This window comes from Martelella sp. FOR1707, assembly GCF_053484265.1.
In genome coordinates this window covers 276,462-293,720 of record NZ_JBAKFP010000004.1, presented here as the reverse complement: position 1 = coordinate 293,720, position 17,259 = coordinate 276,462, and the positions used below count along the sequence as shown (strand labels likewise).

Sequence of the window (17,259 nt, the reverse complement as noted above, 5' to 3'; positions counted from 1 at the left end):
GTGCGATTCCGCAGCCAGAGAGGAAGCAGAAAGGCGGCCAGAAGCAAGCTGTCCGCTGACCAGGCTATGACTGCGGTCAGGTTATAGGGCACATCAAAATCCCGAATATCTGCAATGCGGGGTCTGAGCATAGCGAGGGTGCAACCCACCCTCCAGATATGCCCCGACCCATTTTTGGTGCTAAACGATTTAATGCGATAGTTTGTGAAGTTTTACACAATTGAAACGCGAACAAAAGAACCTTCTTCGCCGGAAATCGTCTTGCGCCAGACGCAAACCATCTCTTGAAGTGACAAGGTGTGGCACTCTATGTAGGGGAAGACGAAAAGATTCGAATGAGACCGGCGACGATCAACCGCCCGAAGGACAGCCATGACAAATCCCGTAGACACCGCGATGGCCCTCGTACCCATGGTCGTGGAGCAGACCAATCGCGGCGAACGATCCTATGATATCTATTCGCGCCTCTTGAAGGAGCGGATCATCTTCCTGACCGGCCCGGTCGAGGACCATCTGGCGTCGCTCATCTGCGCGCAGCTTCTGTTTCTCGAAGCAGAGAACCCGAAGAAGGAAATCGCGCTTTACATCAACTCGCCGGGCGGCGTGGTCACGGCAGGCATGGCGATCTACGACACCATGCAGTTCATCCGTCCGGCCGTATCGACGCTTTGCATCGGTCAAGCCGCGTCCATGGGCTCGCTGCTGCTGGCCGCCGGCGAAAAGGGCATGCGCTTTGCCACGCCGAATGCGCGCATCATGGTTCACCAGCCTTCTGGCGGGTTCCAGGGGCAGGCCTCCGACATCGAGCGCCATGCCCGCGACATCATCAAGATGAAGCGCAAGCTCAACGAGGTTTATGTCCGCCATTGCGGCAAGACCTACGAGGAAGTTGAAACCACGCTCGATCGTGACCATTTCATGGATGCCGGCGAGGCGCAGGACTGGGGTCTCATCGACAAGGTCATGACCTCGCGCAGCGAAATCGAAGGCGCGAACTGAGGCACCGGTCCGTCCGATACCTGTTTTCGGACGGACGGCCGCCTATGACGGGCAGGGCATGTCGCATAGTTGCAATCCGCGCCATGCAAATCGTGCCGGTCGGCGCTTTTGGGGTTTTATCCGCCGTTGAAGCCGTTAATAGTATGGCAAACCGAAGCTGTTACGACAACGTAGTGCGTAGCAGTGCCGGGCTTGACGGCATGGCTTGGAAGCGGGCATGACCCGTCGTGTTGTTGCCCTTTTGTTTTGCGAGCGTTCTTCAGGGCGGCAGAAAGCGAATATGATAGTGGCCGTTCAAGGCGGGCGGCTTACTGGAAGGAAGTGATAATGAGCAAAGTCGGCGGTAACAATGGCGGTGACTCGAAGAACACGCTCTATTGTTCCTTTTGCGGAAAGAGTCAGCACGAAGTCCGTAAGCTGATCGCTGGCCCGACGGTTTTCATCTGCGATGAATGCGTCGAGCTGTGCATGGACATCATCCGCGAGGAAAACAAGACCTCGATGGTGAAGTCCAGCGACGGTGTGCCCACGCCGCAGGAGATCATGGAGGTTCTGGACGAGTATGTCATCGGACAGGGCCACGCCAAGCGCATTCTGTCGGTGGCGGTCCATAACCACTACAAGCGGCTCGCGCACGCCTCCAAGGGCGGCGGCGAGATCGAGCTGTCGAAATCCAACATCCTGCTCGTCGGTCCGACCGGCTGCGGCAAGACCTATCTTGCCCAGACGCTAGCCCGCATCATCGACGTGCCGTTCACCATGGCGGACGCTACGACGCTGACGGAAGCGGGCTATGTCGGCGAGGACGTCGAGAACATCATCCTGAAACTGCTGCAGTCTGCCGATTACAATGTCGAGCGCGCCCAGCGCGGCATCGTCTATATCGATGAGGTCGACAAGATTTCGCGCAAGTCCGACAACCCCTCGATCACCCGCGATGTGTCGGGCGAGGGCGTTCAGCAGGCGCTGTTGAAGATCATGGAGGGCACAGTTGCCTCCGTGCCGCCGCAGGGTGGGCGCAAGCATCCGCAGCAGGAGTTCCTGCAGGTGGATACGACGAATATCCTGTTCCTGTGCGGCGGCGCGTTTGCCGGCCTCGACAAGGTCATCTCGGCGCGCGGCGAGCGCACCTCGATCGGCTTCGGAGCTTCGGTGAAGGCTGCCGACGACCGTCGCGTTGGCGATGTGCTGCGCGAACTGGAGCCGGAAGATCTGGTCAAGTTCGGGCTGATCCCCGAATTCATCGGCCGTCTGCCGGTGATCGCGACGCTGGAAGACCTCGATGAGGCGGCGCTGATGCAGATCCTGACCGAGCCGAAGAATGCTCTGGTCAAGCAGTATCAGCGGCTGTTCGAGATGGAGGATGTCGAGCTGACATTCCACGAGGACGCGCTGCTTGCGATTGCGCGCCGCGCGATCGAACGCAAGACCGGCGCCCGCGGCCTGCGCTCGATCATGGAGAAGATCCTGCTCGACACGATGTTCGAACTGCCTGCGATGAAGGGCGTCCGCGAGGTCGTGATCTCCGACGAGGTGGTCGAAGGGACGGCGCAGCCGCTCTACATCTACGAGAATCGCTCGGGCGACAAGGCCAATGCCTCGGCCTGAGAACGGCGTATTCTGACCATACTTGATGCGGGCAGGGCGGTTTCATCGTCCTGCCCGCGTCGTTTCAGGGCGCATCCGGCACGAAACGGCGCGGATTGCCGGTTTGTTCCGCCGAATTCGCGGTACAGCTTGAAATCGATCTTTCAAAGCGCCACTTGTTCGGCAACAATCGAGAAGAAATCAACGGGTTGCTCCCAACAGCCCGTCAATGCTGCCCGGTCTTCCGCCGGGCGGTCGGAAAGGAAAAAGACATGACGCAGAACGCGCCAGCAGCGGAAGCCGCCGCTTTCCCCGTGTTGCCCTTGCGTGACATCGTGGTTTTCCCCCACATGATCGTTCCGCTGTTCGTCGGCCGCGAGAAGTCCATTCGCGCGCTGGAAGAAGTGATGAACGCCGATCGCCAGATCATGCTCGTCACCCAGATCAATGCCGCCGACGACGATCCGGAACCCGATGCGCTTTATCGGATCGGCACCATCGCCAATGTCCTGCAATTGCTGAAACTGCCTGACGGAACCGTGAAGGTTCTGGTCGAGGGCAAGGCGCGCGCGCAGATCGGCGATATCCGCCTTGAGAACGACTTCTACGAAGCCAATGCCAGCGTGCTGGCGGAGCCGGAAGAAGACACTGTCGAGATCGAGGCGCTGTCGCGCTCGGTGGTGTCCGAGTTCGAGAACTATGTGAAGCTGAACAAGAAGGTTTCGCCCGAGGTTGTAGGCGCCGCCGGCCAGATCGAGGACTACTCGAAGCTTGCCGATACCGTGGCCTCGCATCTCGCGATCAAGCTGACCGAGAAGCAGGAAATGCTGGAAACCACCAGCGTCAAGGGCCGCCTGGAGAAGGCGCTCGGCTTCATGGAAGGCGAGATCTCGGTTCTTCAGGTCGAAAAGCGCATCCGCACCCGCGTCAAGCGGCAAATGGAGAAGACCCAGCGCGAGTATTATCTGAATGAGCAGATGAAGGCCATTCAGAAGGAACTCGGCGAGGGCGAGGACGGCCGTGACGAAATGGCCGAGCTCGAAGAGCGCATCAAGAACACTAAGCTCTCCAAGGAAGCCCGTGAAAAGGCCGACGCGGAGATGAAGAAGCTCCGCAACATGAGCCCGATGTCGGCCGAATCGACCGTCGTTCGCAACTATCTCGACTGGCTGACGGGGCTGCCCTGGAACTCCAAGTCGAAGATCAAGCGCGATCTGAAGGCTGCCGAGAAGGTGCTGGAGGAAGATCACTTCGGTCTGGAAAAGGTCAAGGAACGCGTGGTCGAGTACCTTGCCGTGCAGGCGCGCGCCAAGAAGCTCAAGGGCCCGATCCTGTGCCTCGTCGGTCCGCCCGGCGTGGGCAAGACCTCGCTCGCCCAGTCGATCGCCAAGGCGACCGGCCGCGAATATGTGCGCATGGCGCTTGGCGGCGTTCGTGACGAGGCCGAGATCCGCGGTCACCGCAGGACCTATATCGGTTCGATGCCCGGCAAGATCGTGCAGTCGATGAAGAAGGTCGGCAAGAGCAATCCGCTCTTCCTGCTCGATGAAATCGACAAGATGGGCGCCGATTTCCGCGGCGATCCATCCTCGGCCCTGCTTGAGGTGCTGGATCCGGAACAGAACGCGACCTTCATGGACCACTATCTCGAGGTCGAATACGATCTGTCGAACGTGATGTTCATCACCACGGCGAATACGCTCGATATTCCGGGCCCGCTGATGGACCGTATGGAGATCATCCGGATCGCCGGTTACACCGAGGACGAGAAGCTGGAAATTGCCCGCCGTCACCTTCTGCCGAAGGCGATCCGCGAGCATGCGCTGAAGCCCGAGGAGTTCTCGGTCGATGACGGCGCGCTGACCCGCACGATCCAGCAGTACACCCGCGAAGCGGGCGTGCGCAGCCTTGAGCGTGAGCTGATGAAGCTCGCCCGCAAGGCCGTGACCGAAATCGTCAAGGGCGACAAGACCGAGGTTCACGTCACCGCGGACAATCTGCACGACTATCTCGGAGTCCAGCGCTATCGCCACGGCGAGGCGGAAGGCGACGATCAGGTTGGCGTTGTTACTGGGCTTGCGTGGACGGAAGTCGGCGGCGAACTGCTGACGATCGAAGGCGTGATGATGCCGGGCAAGGGCCGCATGACGGTCACCGGCAACCTGCGCGACGTGATGAAGGAATCGATTTCGGCAGCGGCATCTTATGTCCGCTCGCGCGCCGTCGACTTTGGAATCAAGCCGCCTATGTTCGACAAGAACGACATTCACGTTCACGTTCCGGAAGGCGCCACGCCCAAGGACGGTCCGTCTGCGGGCGTCGCAATGGCGACAGCCATCGTCTCGGTCATGACCGGAATTCCGATCCACAAGAACGTGGCGATGACGGGCGAGATCACGCTGCGCGGCCGGGTTCTCCCGATCGGCGGTCTGAAGGAGAAGCTGCTTGCGGCGCTGCGCGCCGGCATCACCAAGGTGCTGATCCCGGAAGAGAACGCCAAGGACCTGCCGGACATCCCGGACAACGTCAAGAACGGTCTCGAGATCGTGCCGGTATCGCGCATGGGCGAGGTGCTTGAGCACGCCTTGCTGGAAATGCCGAAGCCCATCGAATGGGACCCGGAAGCCGAGCCGGTGGCGATTTCGAGCGAGGAATCGGACGGCGACTCGGTCAAATCCGTGGCCCATTGAGGTCGAACAATTGCCACTTTTCACGGGCTCCTGTGGAAAAGGGGCGCAGGAGGCCGGTTTTCAACCGGCCTTTTGCGTGCAAAATGCCCCAAACCCCTTGCAATTCCCTGCCACGCAAGGCTTTTGAATTGCAGCGGGCTTTGGTGGAGTGTAACTAAACCCCTGAGACAAGACCTCGTTTCGAACCATTTGAGAAAGGGTGGAAACATGAACAAGAGTGAACTCGTAGCATCCGTAGCTGAAAAGGCTGGCCTGTCGAAGACCGATGCGGCTTCCGCTGTTGACGCTGTATTCGACGCCGTTCAGGGCGAACTGAAGAATGGCGGCGAAGTCCGTCTCGCCGGCTTCGGCGCCTTCACGGTATCCCACAGCGCCGCGCGCAAGGGCCGCAACCCGTCGACCGGCGCCGAAGTTGATATCCCGGCGCGCAACGTTCCGAAGTTCACGGCCGGCAAGGGCCTCAAGGAAGCTTGCAACTCCTGATCTCGCTGTTTGGCGAAAAACCCGGAGCCTCGCGTTCCGGGTTTTTTATGCGTGTTTAAGTTAGTGTTAGCTTACCTAAATCGGCGGCACACCTTGCCGATTGAACCGGCCTGATCTCGCTTGCTTGAAACTTTCGCGTTGCGCTTCATATCATGAGGTAATGCCGTTCATGTCCCGGCTTTGGCCAGGTCGGGTAACGGGAAGCGTTTTTTTATGCTATGCTAAAATGTCATAGAGGATTTGCCGGTATCAGGACGAGTGCCATTGAATAGCCACCTGAAGCCCAATGCGGAGGAGAAGCGCCTCGCGGCGCTGCGGAAGCTCGAGGTGATCGATACGCAGCCGGAGGCGGAGTTTGACGCGCTCGCCAGGGCTGCGGCGCTTGTTTGCGGCACGCCCGTTTCGCTGATCTCGCTGATCGACAGGGATCGGCAGTGGTTCAAGGCGAATGTCGGTCTCGAAGGTCTGGTAGAGACCGAGCGGCGCCTGTCCTTCTGCACCCACGCGATCGAGGGCGAGGGGCTTCTTGAGGTTGGCGATGCCCGCAAGGATGAGCGCTTTGCCGCGAACCCCTTCGTTACGGGAGATCCCGGAATCCGCTTTTACGCCGGCGTGCCGCTGAAGCTTTCCGGCGGCGAGAATGTCGGCTCCCTCTGCGTCATCGATATGGAAGCGCGCAGCCTTTCGGATGAACAGCGGCAAATTCTGAGCCATCTTGCGGAAGCGACGGCCAGGGCGCTGGAGATGCGCCGGGCTTTCCTGCACGAAAATGAACTGCTGGCCGCCGCCGCCGAAACCCAGTCTATCCTGCAAAACAGCGAGGATGCGATCGTCACCATGGATATGGGCGGCCGGATCACGCAGTGGAACAGGGCCGCCGAGCGTATGTTCGGTTATGCGGCTGATGAGGCCCTGGGCGCTTCGGCCGGCATCATGTCCGGCGACGATACCGCCGCCTATGACCCGTATTCACGGCTGATGGAAGTCGGCAACGCCCGCACGATCCGCACGGAGCGCAGGCACAGGGATGGATCGACCATTCCGGTCTCCGTGTCGATCGGTCCGGTGGTCTCCGAGGACGGCGATATCGTCGGCGCCACCGAAATCATCCGCGACATTTCGGATATCCTGGCGACGCAGAACGAGCTTTCGCAGGCGGAGCAGCGGCTGCGCCGGCTCTATCGGGCCACGCCGGCCATGCTTCACGCCGTCAATCCCGATGGTCTGCTCCTGAGCGTCAGCGACCGCTGGCTTGAGGTGATGGGTTATCACCGGGAGGATGTGATCGGCCGGCCTCTCGCGGATTTCATGCCGGAGCCCCCGGCACGACGCTTCCGCGCTGAACTGCAATCGGCGCTTGCGAGCGATGGACATTACGAGGATGTCGAGGCGCAGATGACCACCCGTTCCGGCGCGGTGATCGACGTACTGCTTTCGGCCGTGATCGAACGCGGCGGTTCAGGAGAGGTGCTGCGGTCAATCGGGATTGTCGAGAACGTCACTTATCGCCGGCAGATCGAAATGGCCCTGCGCGCCGAACGGCGCAGGCTCGGCCAGATCATCGAAGGCACCAGCGCGGGCACATGGGAGTGGAACGTCGCCACCGGCGAGAACCGGGTGAATGAGGAATGGGCGGCCATGCTGGGCTATACGCTCAAGGAGCTCGCTCCGGTCACCATCGACGCCTTCCGGGATCGCATTCACCCCGACGACCGGCCGCTGCTCGATGCGCGGATTGACGCGCATTTCAGCGGCGAGACCGATAATTTCGAAGCCGAGCTGCGCGTGCGCCACAAACAGGGGCACTGGGTATGGATCGCCACGCGCGGGCGCGTGCTTGCGCGCCTGAGCGATGGCCGCCCGGAGTGGATGTTTGGCATTCACGTGGACATCACGGTCCAGAAGCGCAGGGAAGAGGAACTCCGCCTGAGCAAGGAGCTTCTCGACCGTACGGGCCAAGTGGCTGGCGTCGGCGGCTGGGAGCTGGACCTGCTCGAAGGCAGGTTGCGCTGGTCGAAAGAGACATGTCGGATTCACGACCTTGAACCGGGTTATGAACCCGAGCTTGAGACAGCGATTGACTTCTATGCGCCGGATTCGCGGCCAATCATCCTCGCAGCAGTTGAAAAGTGCATTGCGACAGGAGAGGGATGGGACCTGGAGCTGCAGCTTGTTACCGCCAAGGGCCGTCTGCTCTGGGTCCGCGCCGTCGGCTCGGCAGAATTTGTGGACGGCAAGGCGGTGCGGCTGGTCGGCACGTTTCAGGATATCAGCGAGACGGTGGCCCAGCGCAAGGCGCTTGAAGACGTCAACCGGCTGTTTTCGGTGGCGACGGAAACCGGGCGGATCGGCATATGGGACGCCGACCTCGTTACCGGCAAGACCAACTACTCCGATATCTGGTGCGAACTGATCGGCTATACCCGCGAGGAGGTAACCGACAGCGGAACCGCCTGGCAATCCTTCATCCATCCCGACGATATGGAGCGCGCACTGGCGGCGGATGCCGCCCATGTTCGCGGCGAGGCGCCGATCTTCGAGGAACAGTTCCGGATGCGCCACAAGGATGGCCGATGGATCTGGATCCTCGACCGTGGGCTGGTCACCGAACGCGATGAAGATGGCCGGCCGCTGCGGATGATCGGCACCCACACCGACATCACCCGGCAGAAGGAGCAGGAGGCCGAGCGGCTCCTGAACGCGGAGCGCATGGCGATCGCCGCCGACAATGGCGGCATCGGCATATGGGAGATAGACCTCTCCACCAACGAGGCGAGCTGGGATGCCGGCATGTACCGCCTTTATGGTTTGCCGCCGGATACCGCTACGCCGCTCGCCGATCTCTGGCGGCGCTACACGCTTGAAGAGGATGTTGCCCGCCTGGTGGAGGCGGTCAGACGCGCCATCGAAAATGACGATCAGTTGGACGAGGAATACCGCATAATCTGGGCGGATGGCTCGCTCCATCATCTGCGCGCTTCGGCGCGGCTGGTGCGCGGTGTCGATGGCGGACCGGATCGGTTCATCGGCGTCACATGGGAAGTCACCGAGGAACGGCAGCTCGGGCTTGAGCTTGCGGAGCAGCACGAACTGATGCGGGTCACGCTGGATTCGATCGGGGACGCCGTGATCACGGCGGATGCGGATGGCATGATCCGGTGGCTGAATCCGATCGCCGAGCACATGACCGGATGGTCCGCCGCAAATGCCGAGGGCGAGCCTTCACATCATGTTTTTCGCATCATTCATGAAGACAGCCGTGATCCGGCAATGGATCCGATCCGCACCTGCCTGGATTTGCGCCAGGTGGTTGGCCTGCCGGAGGATACAGTCCTGATTTCGCGCGAGGGACGTGAATTCGCGATCGAGGACTCCTGCGCCCCGATCAGGAGCGAGGATGGCGAGATCCTGGGCGCCGTACTGGTGTTTCACGATGTCAGTGAGCAAAGGCGTCTGGCGCGTGAGATGTCTTATCGCGCAAGCCATGATCAGCTCACCGGTCTTATCAACCGGTCGGAATTCGAGCGGCGAATGCACAAGACCCTCGAGGCGGCCCGCGCCGGCGGCCCAGACTCGGCCCTGCTGTTCATCGATCTCGACCGGTTCAAGATCGTCAATGACAGTTGCGGCCATGCCGTGGGCGACGAGTTGCTGATCAAGATCAGCCGCCTGATACAGGGCGTAATCCGCGCGAATGACGCGCTTGCGCGTCTCGGCGGCGATGAGTTCGCTGTAATCCTCGAAAACTGTCCCATCGATATCGCCCATGGCATTGCGCAGAAGATCTGCGATGCGGTTGCCGATTTCGTTCTGGTGCATGAAGGCAAGCATTACCGGATCGGCGCCAGTATCGGCCTTGCCGCGATCGACTCAGATGCGCCGAGCGTTGCGACGATCCTGCAGGAGGCGGATGCCGCCTGTTATGCGGCCAAGGAGGAAGGTCGCAACCGGGTCCACGTCTGGAGGGACTATGATGAGGCCGTAAAGTCCCTGGTCGGTCAGAGAAGCTGGGTCACGCGCATAGAGCAGGCGCTGGAGGAGGATGGTTTCGTGCTCTACGCCCAGAAAATCGTCCCGTTCGCCGGGACGAGCGGCAGGACCCATGTCGAACTTCTGCTGCGCATGATCGGCGACAATGGCGAGGTCATTCCGCCAAGCGCCTTTCTGCCGGCCTCCGAGCGCTTCAATCTCGCGACCCGGATCGATCGCTGGGTGCTTGCCCATGCGCTGGAATGGATGGCGTCGGCCGGCGCCAGACCGCAAAGCGTCGTGTCGGTGAATGTCTCGGGCCAGTCGGTCGGCGACCGCGGCTTCCACCGGTTTGCCCTGGAATTGCTTGATGCGGCAAGCGAGCCGGTGCGCCGCAGCCTGTGCCTGGAAATAACCGAGACGTCCGTGATCTCCAACATGGCCGAGGCCATGGAATTTATTCGGGCGCTGCGTGAACGCGGCGTGATGATCGCGCTTGATGATTTCGGCGCCGGCTCCTCGTCTTTCAGCTATCTAAAAAGATTTTCCATCGATTTTCTCAAGATCGACGGCCAGTTTACCCAGGGGTTGCTGACCCATCCCGTCGACGAAGCGACGATCCGGTGCTTCGTCGAGATGGCCCGGGTGCTGCGCATCCAGACCGTCGCCGAATATGTCTCGGACGACAAGATCGCCGCGCGACTGAGGGATATGGGCGTCGATCTGGCGCAGGGCTATGCCTACCACCATCCGGAACCGGCGGCCGGGATCAAGCTATAAGCGCGCGCCGGGCTTCAGGATTGCGGCGTTGAAGCTCCTCGGGATCATCAGGGTAGACTGCGGGGTTATTGCATATGGTCTGGCAGCTTGCTCCCGATACTCTCTCCCGCTGGCGGGAGAGATGCCCCGAAAGGGGCAGTGAGGGTGGCGCGGCATTTCAAATTGCAAGCACGGTCGCGTTGATATTCCCCCCTCACTGTCGCTTTCGCGACATCTCTCCCCTCCGGGGCGAGAAGATTGGGGGGCTATGCGACAAAATCATGAGCGATAATCCTGCAGTAAGCAGGCAGCGTGTCAGGTCATGAAAACGCTTGACCGAACCTAAATTTTGCTGCACTAGGTACCGTACCGTACGTTACCTATTGGAGAAAGAGAGCCGTTCCGTGGTCGAGGACAGCGACATCGATGCCCATTTTTCGCCCCGCCAGCAGGCGGTGCTCGAGCAGGCGCTGCGGCTTCTGGTCGAAGGCGGCGAGAAATCCGTGACGACGGCGGGTATCGCGCGCGCGGCAAGCTGCTCGAAGGAAAGCCTTTACAAGTGGTTCGGCGATCGTGACGGTCTGCTGGCGGCCATGGTCGCCTATCAGGCCAGCAAGGTGCGCACCTTTGAAAGCGCCGGCCATCGCCTTGATAGCGACGAACTCAAGCGGCATCTCCAGACATTCGGACAGGATCTGCTGGAAGTGCTTTCCGGCGATGTCTCGCTGGCGCTGAACCGGCTGGCGATCGGCCGCGTGACGCGGGATGGACAAAAGCTCGGCCGCATGCTTCTGGAGCGCGGCAGGGCGCAGATCGACCAGCGCGCCCGCGCGCTGCTGGAAGACGGAAGACGCTCCGGCGTGCTGCTGTTCGACAATGGCGACGAGGCTTACCGCGTGCTCTACGGGCTGATCGTCGGCGATAGCCATGTGCGCCAGCTTCTGGGCGAGGCCGCCGACCGCGGCATGTTCCAGCGGCGCGCCGAGCGCGCTGTAGACCGTTTCTGGCTGCTTTACGCGGCCAAGTGAATTGACGCCGCCTTGGGGCGGTTGATCAAAAGACAGGTTGTCAAGGGAAGGAAAGACAATGCGTGTTTACTACGATCAGGATGCTGATCTCAATCTCGTCAAAGGCCGCAAGGTCGCGATCATCGGCTATGGCTCGCAGGGCCGCGCCCATGCGCTGAACCTGAAGGACAGCGGCGCCGAAAACGTCGCCATCGCCCTTCGCAAGGGTTCGGCGACCGCCAAGAAGGCCGAAGCCGATGGCTTCGAGGTCAAGACCGTGGCGGAAGCCGCTGCCTGGGCCGACCTGATGATGATGGCGACGCCTGATGAGCTGCAGGCCGGTATCTACAACAGCCAGATCGCCCCCAACATCCGCGACGGCGCGGCGATCGCATTTGCCCACGGCCTCAACGTTCACTTCGGCCTGATCGAGCCCAAGAAGACCGTCGACGTCATCATGATCGCGCCGAAGGGCCCCGGCCACACCGTGCGCGGCGAATACCAGAAGGGCGGCGGCGTACCCTGCCTCGTTGCCGTTCACCAGGACGCGTCCGGCAACGCGCTTGACGTTGCGCTGTCTTATGCGTCCGGCGTTGGCGGCGGTCGCTCGGGCATCATCGAGACCACCTTCCAGGAAGAGTGCGAAACCGACCTTTTCGGCGAGCAGGTTGTTCTGTGCGGCGGTCTGGTCGAGCTGATCCGCGCCGGTTTCGAAACCCTGGTCGAAGGCGGCTACGCCCCGGAAATGGCCTATTTCGAGTGCCTGCACGAAGTGAAGCTGATCGTCGACCTGATTTATGAAGGCGGCATCGCCAACATGAACTACTCGATTTCCAACACGGCCGAGTGGGGCGAATATGTCACCGGTCCGCGGATCATCACCGAAGAGACCAAGGCCGAGATGAAGCGCGTGCTGAAGGACATCCAGACCGGCCGCTTCACCAGCGAGTGGATGCAGGAATGGCATTCGGGTGCGGCCCGCTTCAAGGCCACCCGCCGCGTCAACGATCATCACCAGATCGAGGAAGTCGGCGAAAAGCTGCGCGGCATGATGCCCTGGATCAAGAAGGGCGCGCTGGTCGATAAGGAGCGCAACTAAGCGCGTCGCATTTGAGCCATGACAATGAAGTCGGAGGGGTGTGACCCTCCGACTTTTTTTGACTGGCGCCCGCTCTGTATTTTCAGCCTGCCGGAAACCATGAAGCGATCTGGGCATCGGTCAGGTTTCCACCGCACAAAGGCGTGGCCACGGATTTGCCTTTCAGGCGGTCCGCCTGGACAAGGGCGGCAGCCAATCCGGCAGCGCCTGCAGGTTCCACAAGGCGGTTCCAGCTTTGTCGCGCAAACCGCATGGCCTCCAATATCGCCTCATCATCCACCAGAACCACTTCGTCGACCGTGTCCTGCAACCATCCGACGGCCTGGGGGACCGGCTCGCGAATCGCGATCCCATCGGCGATCGTATCCGCCGAGGCCGTTGAAACCGGCTCTCCCGCTTCGAAGGACAAAGCCATGCACGGGGCGTTTCTGGCGGCGACGGCAACCACCCGTGTTTTTAGCGATCTTGCCTTGAACCAGCAGCCGATACCGGCGGCGAGCGCTCCGTTTCCCAAGGGTACGAAGATGACGTCGATATCGTCGGACCCGCCCGTCAGCTCCGCTGCGATCGTGCCGGCGCCCTCCGCGATGGCGGCGGATGCGCCGTCTTCGACGAAAAGCAGGGCGTTTGCTGTCGCGTAGGCCTTTGCTGAGGCCTTGGCCGCATCGAAATCCTCGCCCTCAAGAATGACCTCCGCGCCGAAACGGCGCATTGCCTCGATCTTGCGCGGATTGGCGTTGATACTTGCGAAGACGGTGAGCGTCCGTCCGGTGCGTGCGGCGTTGTAGGCGAGCCCCTGGCCGAAATTCCCAGCTGAGGCGGTGACCAGCGGCGGAGCATCTGGCTCCAGCCACGCTAGAAAATTACTGGTGCCGCGACCCTTGAAGCTCAGGATTGGATTTGTGGTCTCATCCTTGGCGAGGAGCAGGAAGTCTTGCGTCTCGGTCCGCAACAGCGGCGAGTTGAGGAATATCGGATCGATACGCTTCAAGGCGTTCTCGATCCGGGCGGCTGAAGGTTTTGTTTGCTTTGTCATGGCTAGATGATACCCCTATGGATCACCTAAAAACCGCTTTTTTTGAAGTAATGACGCGGAAAATCCGCACCAAATGGGGATGAGACGCCATGGATGAGATTGACCGCAACATTCTTTTTCTGCTTCAGGACAACGCGGACCTACCCGCCAAAGCGATCGCCGAGGGCATCAACCTTTCTACTTCGGCCGTGGAGCGCCGGATTGCCCGCCTGAAGCGGCAAGGTGTAATCGATCGCATCGTCGCTGTGGTGAGTCCAAAGGCGGTTGACAGAAACCTTTCCATTCTGGTCGAGCTCGAAATCGAAAATGAATATCGCCACACGCTTGACCAGTTCCAGAAATGGCTTGACAGCGCGGTCGAGGTTCAATCCTGCTGGTATGTGACCGGCGACGCCGACTATGTGCTGTTGGTGGCGGTGCGGGACCTGGCGGAATACAATGCCTTTATCGACAGGCTGATGCATGAGCAGCAATCGGTGGTGCGAAAATACAAGAGCATGGTTTCGCTGAAAACAATCAAGCACTCGCTGCGACTGCCGGTTTACGACTAGTTGATGTAGGGGAGCCGGCATAAAATTACGGGGTTGCTGGTCTTGGAGACCGAAAATTACGCCAGTTTGCCGTTACCAGCGCATTTATTGCCGAAAAATAGGTCAGTATTATTGACTTAAATCCCGTGCTGTGTTGATCTTCCCGGCACAAAAAAGACGTTTGAGGAAACCCCCATGCTTGACTGGGAAGCGATTTACGCCACACGCGCCAAACGGATGGGCGCCTCCGAAATACGCGAACTGCTGAAGCTGCTCGACCAACCGGACATCATTTCGTTCGCCGGCGGCATTCCCGATCCCGCGCTGTTTCCGGCGGCCGATTTTCAAAAGGCCTATTCCGATATTCTCGGCAGTTCGGAAGCCGGGCAGGCGCTGCAATATTCCGTTAGCGAAGGCTATCCGCGCCTGCGCGAATGGATCGTGCAGCGCATGAATGCGCGCGGCATCAACGCCGATATCGGCAATATCTTCATCACCTCCGGCTCGCAGCAGGCGCTCGATTATCTCGGCAAGCTGATGCTGTCGCCGGGCGATACCGCGCTGGTGCAGTGGCCGACCTATCTCGGCGCGCTGCAGGCCTTCAATGCCTATGAGCCGCGCTATGACAGGCTCGACCTTTCCCGCAACACCGCGCCGGAGGATTACGCGAAGGCGGCGAGCGAGGCCGGCAGTCGGGTGAAATTCGCCTATCTCTCGGCCGATTTCGCCAACCCGACCGGCGAATGCCTGACGCCGATGGAGCGCGAGAAACTGCTCGACATCGCCGATAAGCTGGATATCGCCGTTATCGAGGATGCGGCCTACCGGGCGCTGCGCTTTGACGGCGAGCGCCAGCAGACGCTGCTTGCGATGGATTGCGCGCGTTCCGGCGGCATCGAGAACACGCGCACGCTCTATTGCGGCAGCTTCTCGAAAACGCTGTCGCCGGGCCTGCGCGTCGGCTGGGTCTGCGCGGCGCGGCCGGTCATCCGCCGGCTGGTGCTGGCAAAGCAGGCCGCCGACCTGCACTCGCCGACGATCAACCAGATGGCGGTCGCGCGCGTTGCCGAAGCCGGTTTCGACGCCCAGGCAGAAAAGATCATCGCCGTCTATCGCGAGCGTCGCGACGCCATGCTGGATGCGCTCGCCAGGCATATGCCCGATGGCGTGAGCTGGACCAAACCACAGGGCGGCATGTTCGTCTGGGTGACGCTGCCGGAGCATATCGACAGCGCCGCGCTGCTGAAGGAATCGCTCAAGGAGGCCAAGGTGGCCTTCGTGCCCGGCAATGCGTTCTACGCGGACGGCAGCGGCAAGAACCATCTGCGCCTGTCGTTCTCCTGCTCGGCGCCTGCCGCCATCGATGAGGGCATGCGCCGGCTGGGCGCGCTGATCGGCAGCGAACTCGCAGCCGCCGCCTGACAAGGGCAGCAGGAAAAAACGTTCAGTCAGAAAGAGGCGCGGCGCTCAACGTCGGGCCTCTTTTTCTGTTCAATTCGTCCTCGCGCCACATCATCCCTCCAATCCAGGGCCCGTATTTCGGGTATTGTCATCAAAGTCTCAACCGGCGTCATTACGACTGTTGTCGCAGTGGATTGCGTCCGGCAGGGAAGGGATTGTGATGAATGTGGTAGACAAGGAAATGCGGACGACGGCAGGCGGCCACAGCGTCCAGCACTATATCGACGAGCACCCGTATTGGGCGGATGGCACGGCAGCGCCGGCGCCGCAGATGACGGCGATGCAGTGGCGGATCTGGAGCCTTTCGGTCGCCGGCAAGTTCTTCGAGGGGCTTGTGGTTTTCATGACCGGCGTCGCCATGCCTCTGATCGCGAAGGAATTCGGTCTCAATGCCGCCCAGCACGGTATGGTTGGCTCGGCCTCGCTGTTCGGCATTCTGATCGGCGCGAGCGCGCTTGGCAGCCTTTCGGATCGCTTCGGGCGCAAGAGGGTATTCATCTTCGAGATCGGGCTTTTCATCGCCTTTCTGGCAATGATCGTGTTCACGCCAAACTTCTCATGGTTGATTGTCTGCCTGTTCGGCATGGGGCTTGCCCTTGGCTGCGACTACCCCACCGCTCATCTCGTGATCTCCGAAAGCACGCCATCGCGCACGCGCGGCGGGCTTGTGCTTTCCGCCTTCGGGTTTCAGGCCGTCGGCGCGCTGTTCGGCACGGTTCTCGGCTATGTCATCCTCACGCTCGACCCGTCCGTGGGCGCATGGCGCTGGATGTATGGCTGTGCGATCATTCCGGCGCTCGCGGTTTTTGTCGGTCGGTTCTTCATTCCCGAAAGCCCGCACTGGCTGGCCGTCAGCGGCCGGGAGCGGGCCGCCGAGACGGAACTGCAGAAGCTGCTGCGCCGCAAGCCGCTCTATCCGAAGACGATCTCCATCAATGGTCGCCGGGAAAAGCGCGAGGGCAAGCCGCATGCGACCGGCTATCGCGGCCTGTTCCAGAACCGGAACCGCAGGGCGCTGATCCTGGCCTCCGTGCCCTGGTTCCTGCAGGATCTCGGCACCTATGGGATCGGCATCTTCACGCCGACGATCCTGGCGGCCACCGTGGGGCACCAACGCCAGCATGCCCAGAACATCGCCGATCTCGTGCATAACGACCTGATCGCCGCCAAGGGCACGGCTTTGCTGGATGTGCTTCTGCTGGTCGGCATTGTCGCCGCCGTCCTGCTCGCTGACCGGATCGGGCGGATCAGGTTGCAGGTATTCGGATTCGTTGGGTGCGCCGCAGGCCTGTTCATCGCCGCCCAGGCCGGTTCCTACAGCGGTGCGACACAGACCGCGCTGATCTTCACCGGCTTCATGTTGTTCAACTTCATGACCAATCTCGGCCCCAACGCGCAGACCTATCTGATCGCGGGCGAGGTGTTCCCGACGCAGATAAGGGGAACGGGGGCGGGGTTCGCGGCCTCCTTCGCCAAGATCGGGGCCTGCCTCACGGCTTTCCTGTTCCCGATCCTTCTCGCCGATATCGGCACGACGGCGCTGCTCTACGCCCTTGTGGCGACCTCGCTTGTCGGCGCTCTGGTGACCTTCTTCTTCCGCATCGAGACCAAGGGTATCAGCCTCGACGCTTCCTGAGCG

At 61.0% G+C, this 17,259-nt stretch carries 11 protein-coding genes; 10 read left to right on the top strand and 1 reads right to left on the bottom strand.

Translation table 11 applies throughout. The features are described from left to right. Positions 1-372: 372 nt before the first annotated feature. The 7 genes from clpP (at position 373) to ilvC (ending at position 12,593) form a co-directional block, all read left to right on the top strand. Entirely contained in the window at positions 373-999 is a 627-nt protein-coding gene (clpP, locus tag V6765_RS12735) for an ATP-dependent Clp endopeptidase proteolytic subunit ClpP (protein ID WP_448429307.1), read from the top strand. 327 nt (positions 1,000-1,326) lie between these two features. Then, on the top strand, positions 1,327-2,607 hold the full coding sequence (gene clpX, locus V6765_RS12730; RefSeq protein ID WP_448429305.1) for an ATP-dependent Clp protease ATP-binding subunit ClpX: 1,281 nt from the start codon (positions 1,327-1,329) through the stop codon (positions 2,605-2,607). A gap of 251 nt (positions 2,608-2,858) precedes the next feature. Beyond that, positions 2,859-5,276: an endopeptidase La gene (lon, locus tag V6765_RS12725; protein ID WP_448429303.1), complete on the top strand. Its 2,418-nt coding sequence runs from the start codon at positions 2,859-2,861 to the stop codon at positions 5,274-5,276. A 207-nt stretch (positions 5,277-5,483) separates the two neighbouring features. Further along, positions 5,484-5,759 carry an HU family DNA-binding protein gene (locus V6765_RS12720; RefSeq protein WP_018066007.1) on the top strand — a complete coding sequence of 92 codons (276 nt, stop codon included), beginning with the start codon at positions 5,484-5,486 and terminating at the stop codon, positions 5,757-5,759. A 264-nt stretch (positions 5,760-6,023) separates the two neighbouring features. Next, positions 6,024-10,508 carry a PAS domain-containing protein gene (locus V6765_RS12715; RefSeq protein ID WP_448429301.1) on the top strand — a complete coding sequence of 1,495 codons (4,485 nt, stop codon included), beginning with the start codon at positions 6,024-6,026 and terminating at the stop codon, positions 10,506-10,508. Positions 10,509-10,891: 383 nt separating this feature from the next. Beyond that, complete coding sequence (locus V6765_RS12710) at positions 10,892-11,515, top strand: TetR/AcrR family transcriptional regulator (RefSeq protein ID WP_448429299.1); 624 nt, start codon at positions 10,892-10,894, stop codon at positions 11,513-11,515. A gap of 58 nt (positions 11,516-11,573) precedes the next feature. Next, positions 11,574-12,593: a ketol-acid reductoisomerase gene (gene ilvC, locus V6765_RS12705; RefSeq protein WP_448429297.1), complete on the top strand. Its 1,020-nt coding sequence runs from the start codon at positions 11,574-11,576 to the stop codon at positions 12,591-12,593. Positions 12,594-12,675: 82 nt separating this feature from the next. On the opposite strand, the gene V6765_RS12700 is transcribed toward ilvC, so the two are convergent. Then, positions 12,676-13,629 carry a threonine ammonia-lyase gene (locus tag V6765_RS12700; RefSeq protein WP_448429295.1) on the bottom strand — a complete coding sequence of 318 codons (954 nt, stop codon included), beginning with the start codon at positions 13,627-13,629 and terminating at the stop codon, positions 12,676-12,678. A gap of 89 nt (positions 13,630-13,718) precedes the next feature. Between V6765_RS12700 and V6765_RS12695 the strand changes: the two genes are divergently transcribed. The 3 genes from V6765_RS12695 to V6765_RS12685 all read left to right on the top strand — a co-directional run bounded on the left by V6765_RS12695 (position 13,719) and on the right by V6765_RS12685 (position 17,256). Continuing rightward, on the top strand, positions 13,719-14,180 hold the full coding sequence (locus V6765_RS12695) for an Lrp/AsnC family transcriptional regulator (protein ID WP_448429293.1): 462 nt from the start codon (positions 13,719-13,721) through the stop codon (positions 14,178-14,180). Positions 14,181-14,354: 174 nt separating this feature from the next. After that, positions 14,355-15,581, top strand: coding sequence for an aminotransferase-like domain-containing protein (locus tag V6765_RS12690; RefSeq protein WP_448429291.1), 1,227 nt, complete (start codon positions 14,355-14,357; stop codon positions 15,579-15,581). Between the two features lie 199 nt (positions 15,582-15,780). Further along, positions 15,781-17,256: an MFS transporter gene (locus V6765_RS12685; protein WP_448429289.1), complete on the top strand. Its 1,476-nt coding sequence runs from the start codon at positions 15,781-15,783 to the stop codon at positions 17,254-17,256. The last annotated feature ends 3 nt before the right edge of the window (positions 17,257-17,259 follow it).

Coding starts and splice junctions, on each gene's coding strand:
- clpP (WP_448429307.1), top strand. CDS start 373: ATGACAAATCCCGTAGACACCGCGATGGCCCTCGTACCCATGGTCGTG.
- V6765_RS12695 (WP_448429293.1), top strand. CDS start 13,719: ATGGATGAGATTGACCGCAACATTCTTTTTCTGCTTCAGGACAACGCG.
- ilvC (WP_448429297.1), top strand. CDS start 11,574: ATGCGTGTTTACTACGATCAGGATGCTGATCTCAATCTCGTCAAAGGC.
- V6765_RS12720 (WP_018066007.1), top strand. CDS start 5,484: ATGAACAAGAGTGAACTCGTAGCATCCGTAGCTGAAAAGGCTGGCCTG.
- clpX (WP_448429305.1), top strand. CDS start 1,327: ATGAGCAAAGTCGGCGGTAACAATGGCGGTGACTCGAAGAACACGCTC.
- V6765_RS12700 (WP_448429295.1), bottom strand. CDS start 13,629: ATGACAAAGCAAACAAAACCTTCAGCCGCCCGGATCGAGAACGCCTTG.
- V6765_RS12685 (WP_448429289.1), top strand. CDS start 15,781: ATGAATGTGGTAGACAAGGAAATGCGGACGACGGCAGGCGGCCACAGC.
- lon (WP_448429303.1), top strand. CDS start 2,859: ATGACGCAGAACGCGCCAGCAGCGGAAGCCGCCGCTTTCCCCGTGTTG.
- V6765_RS12690 (WP_448429291.1), top strand. CDS start 14,355: ATGCTTGACTGGGAAGCGATTTACGCCACACGCGCCAAACGGATGGGC.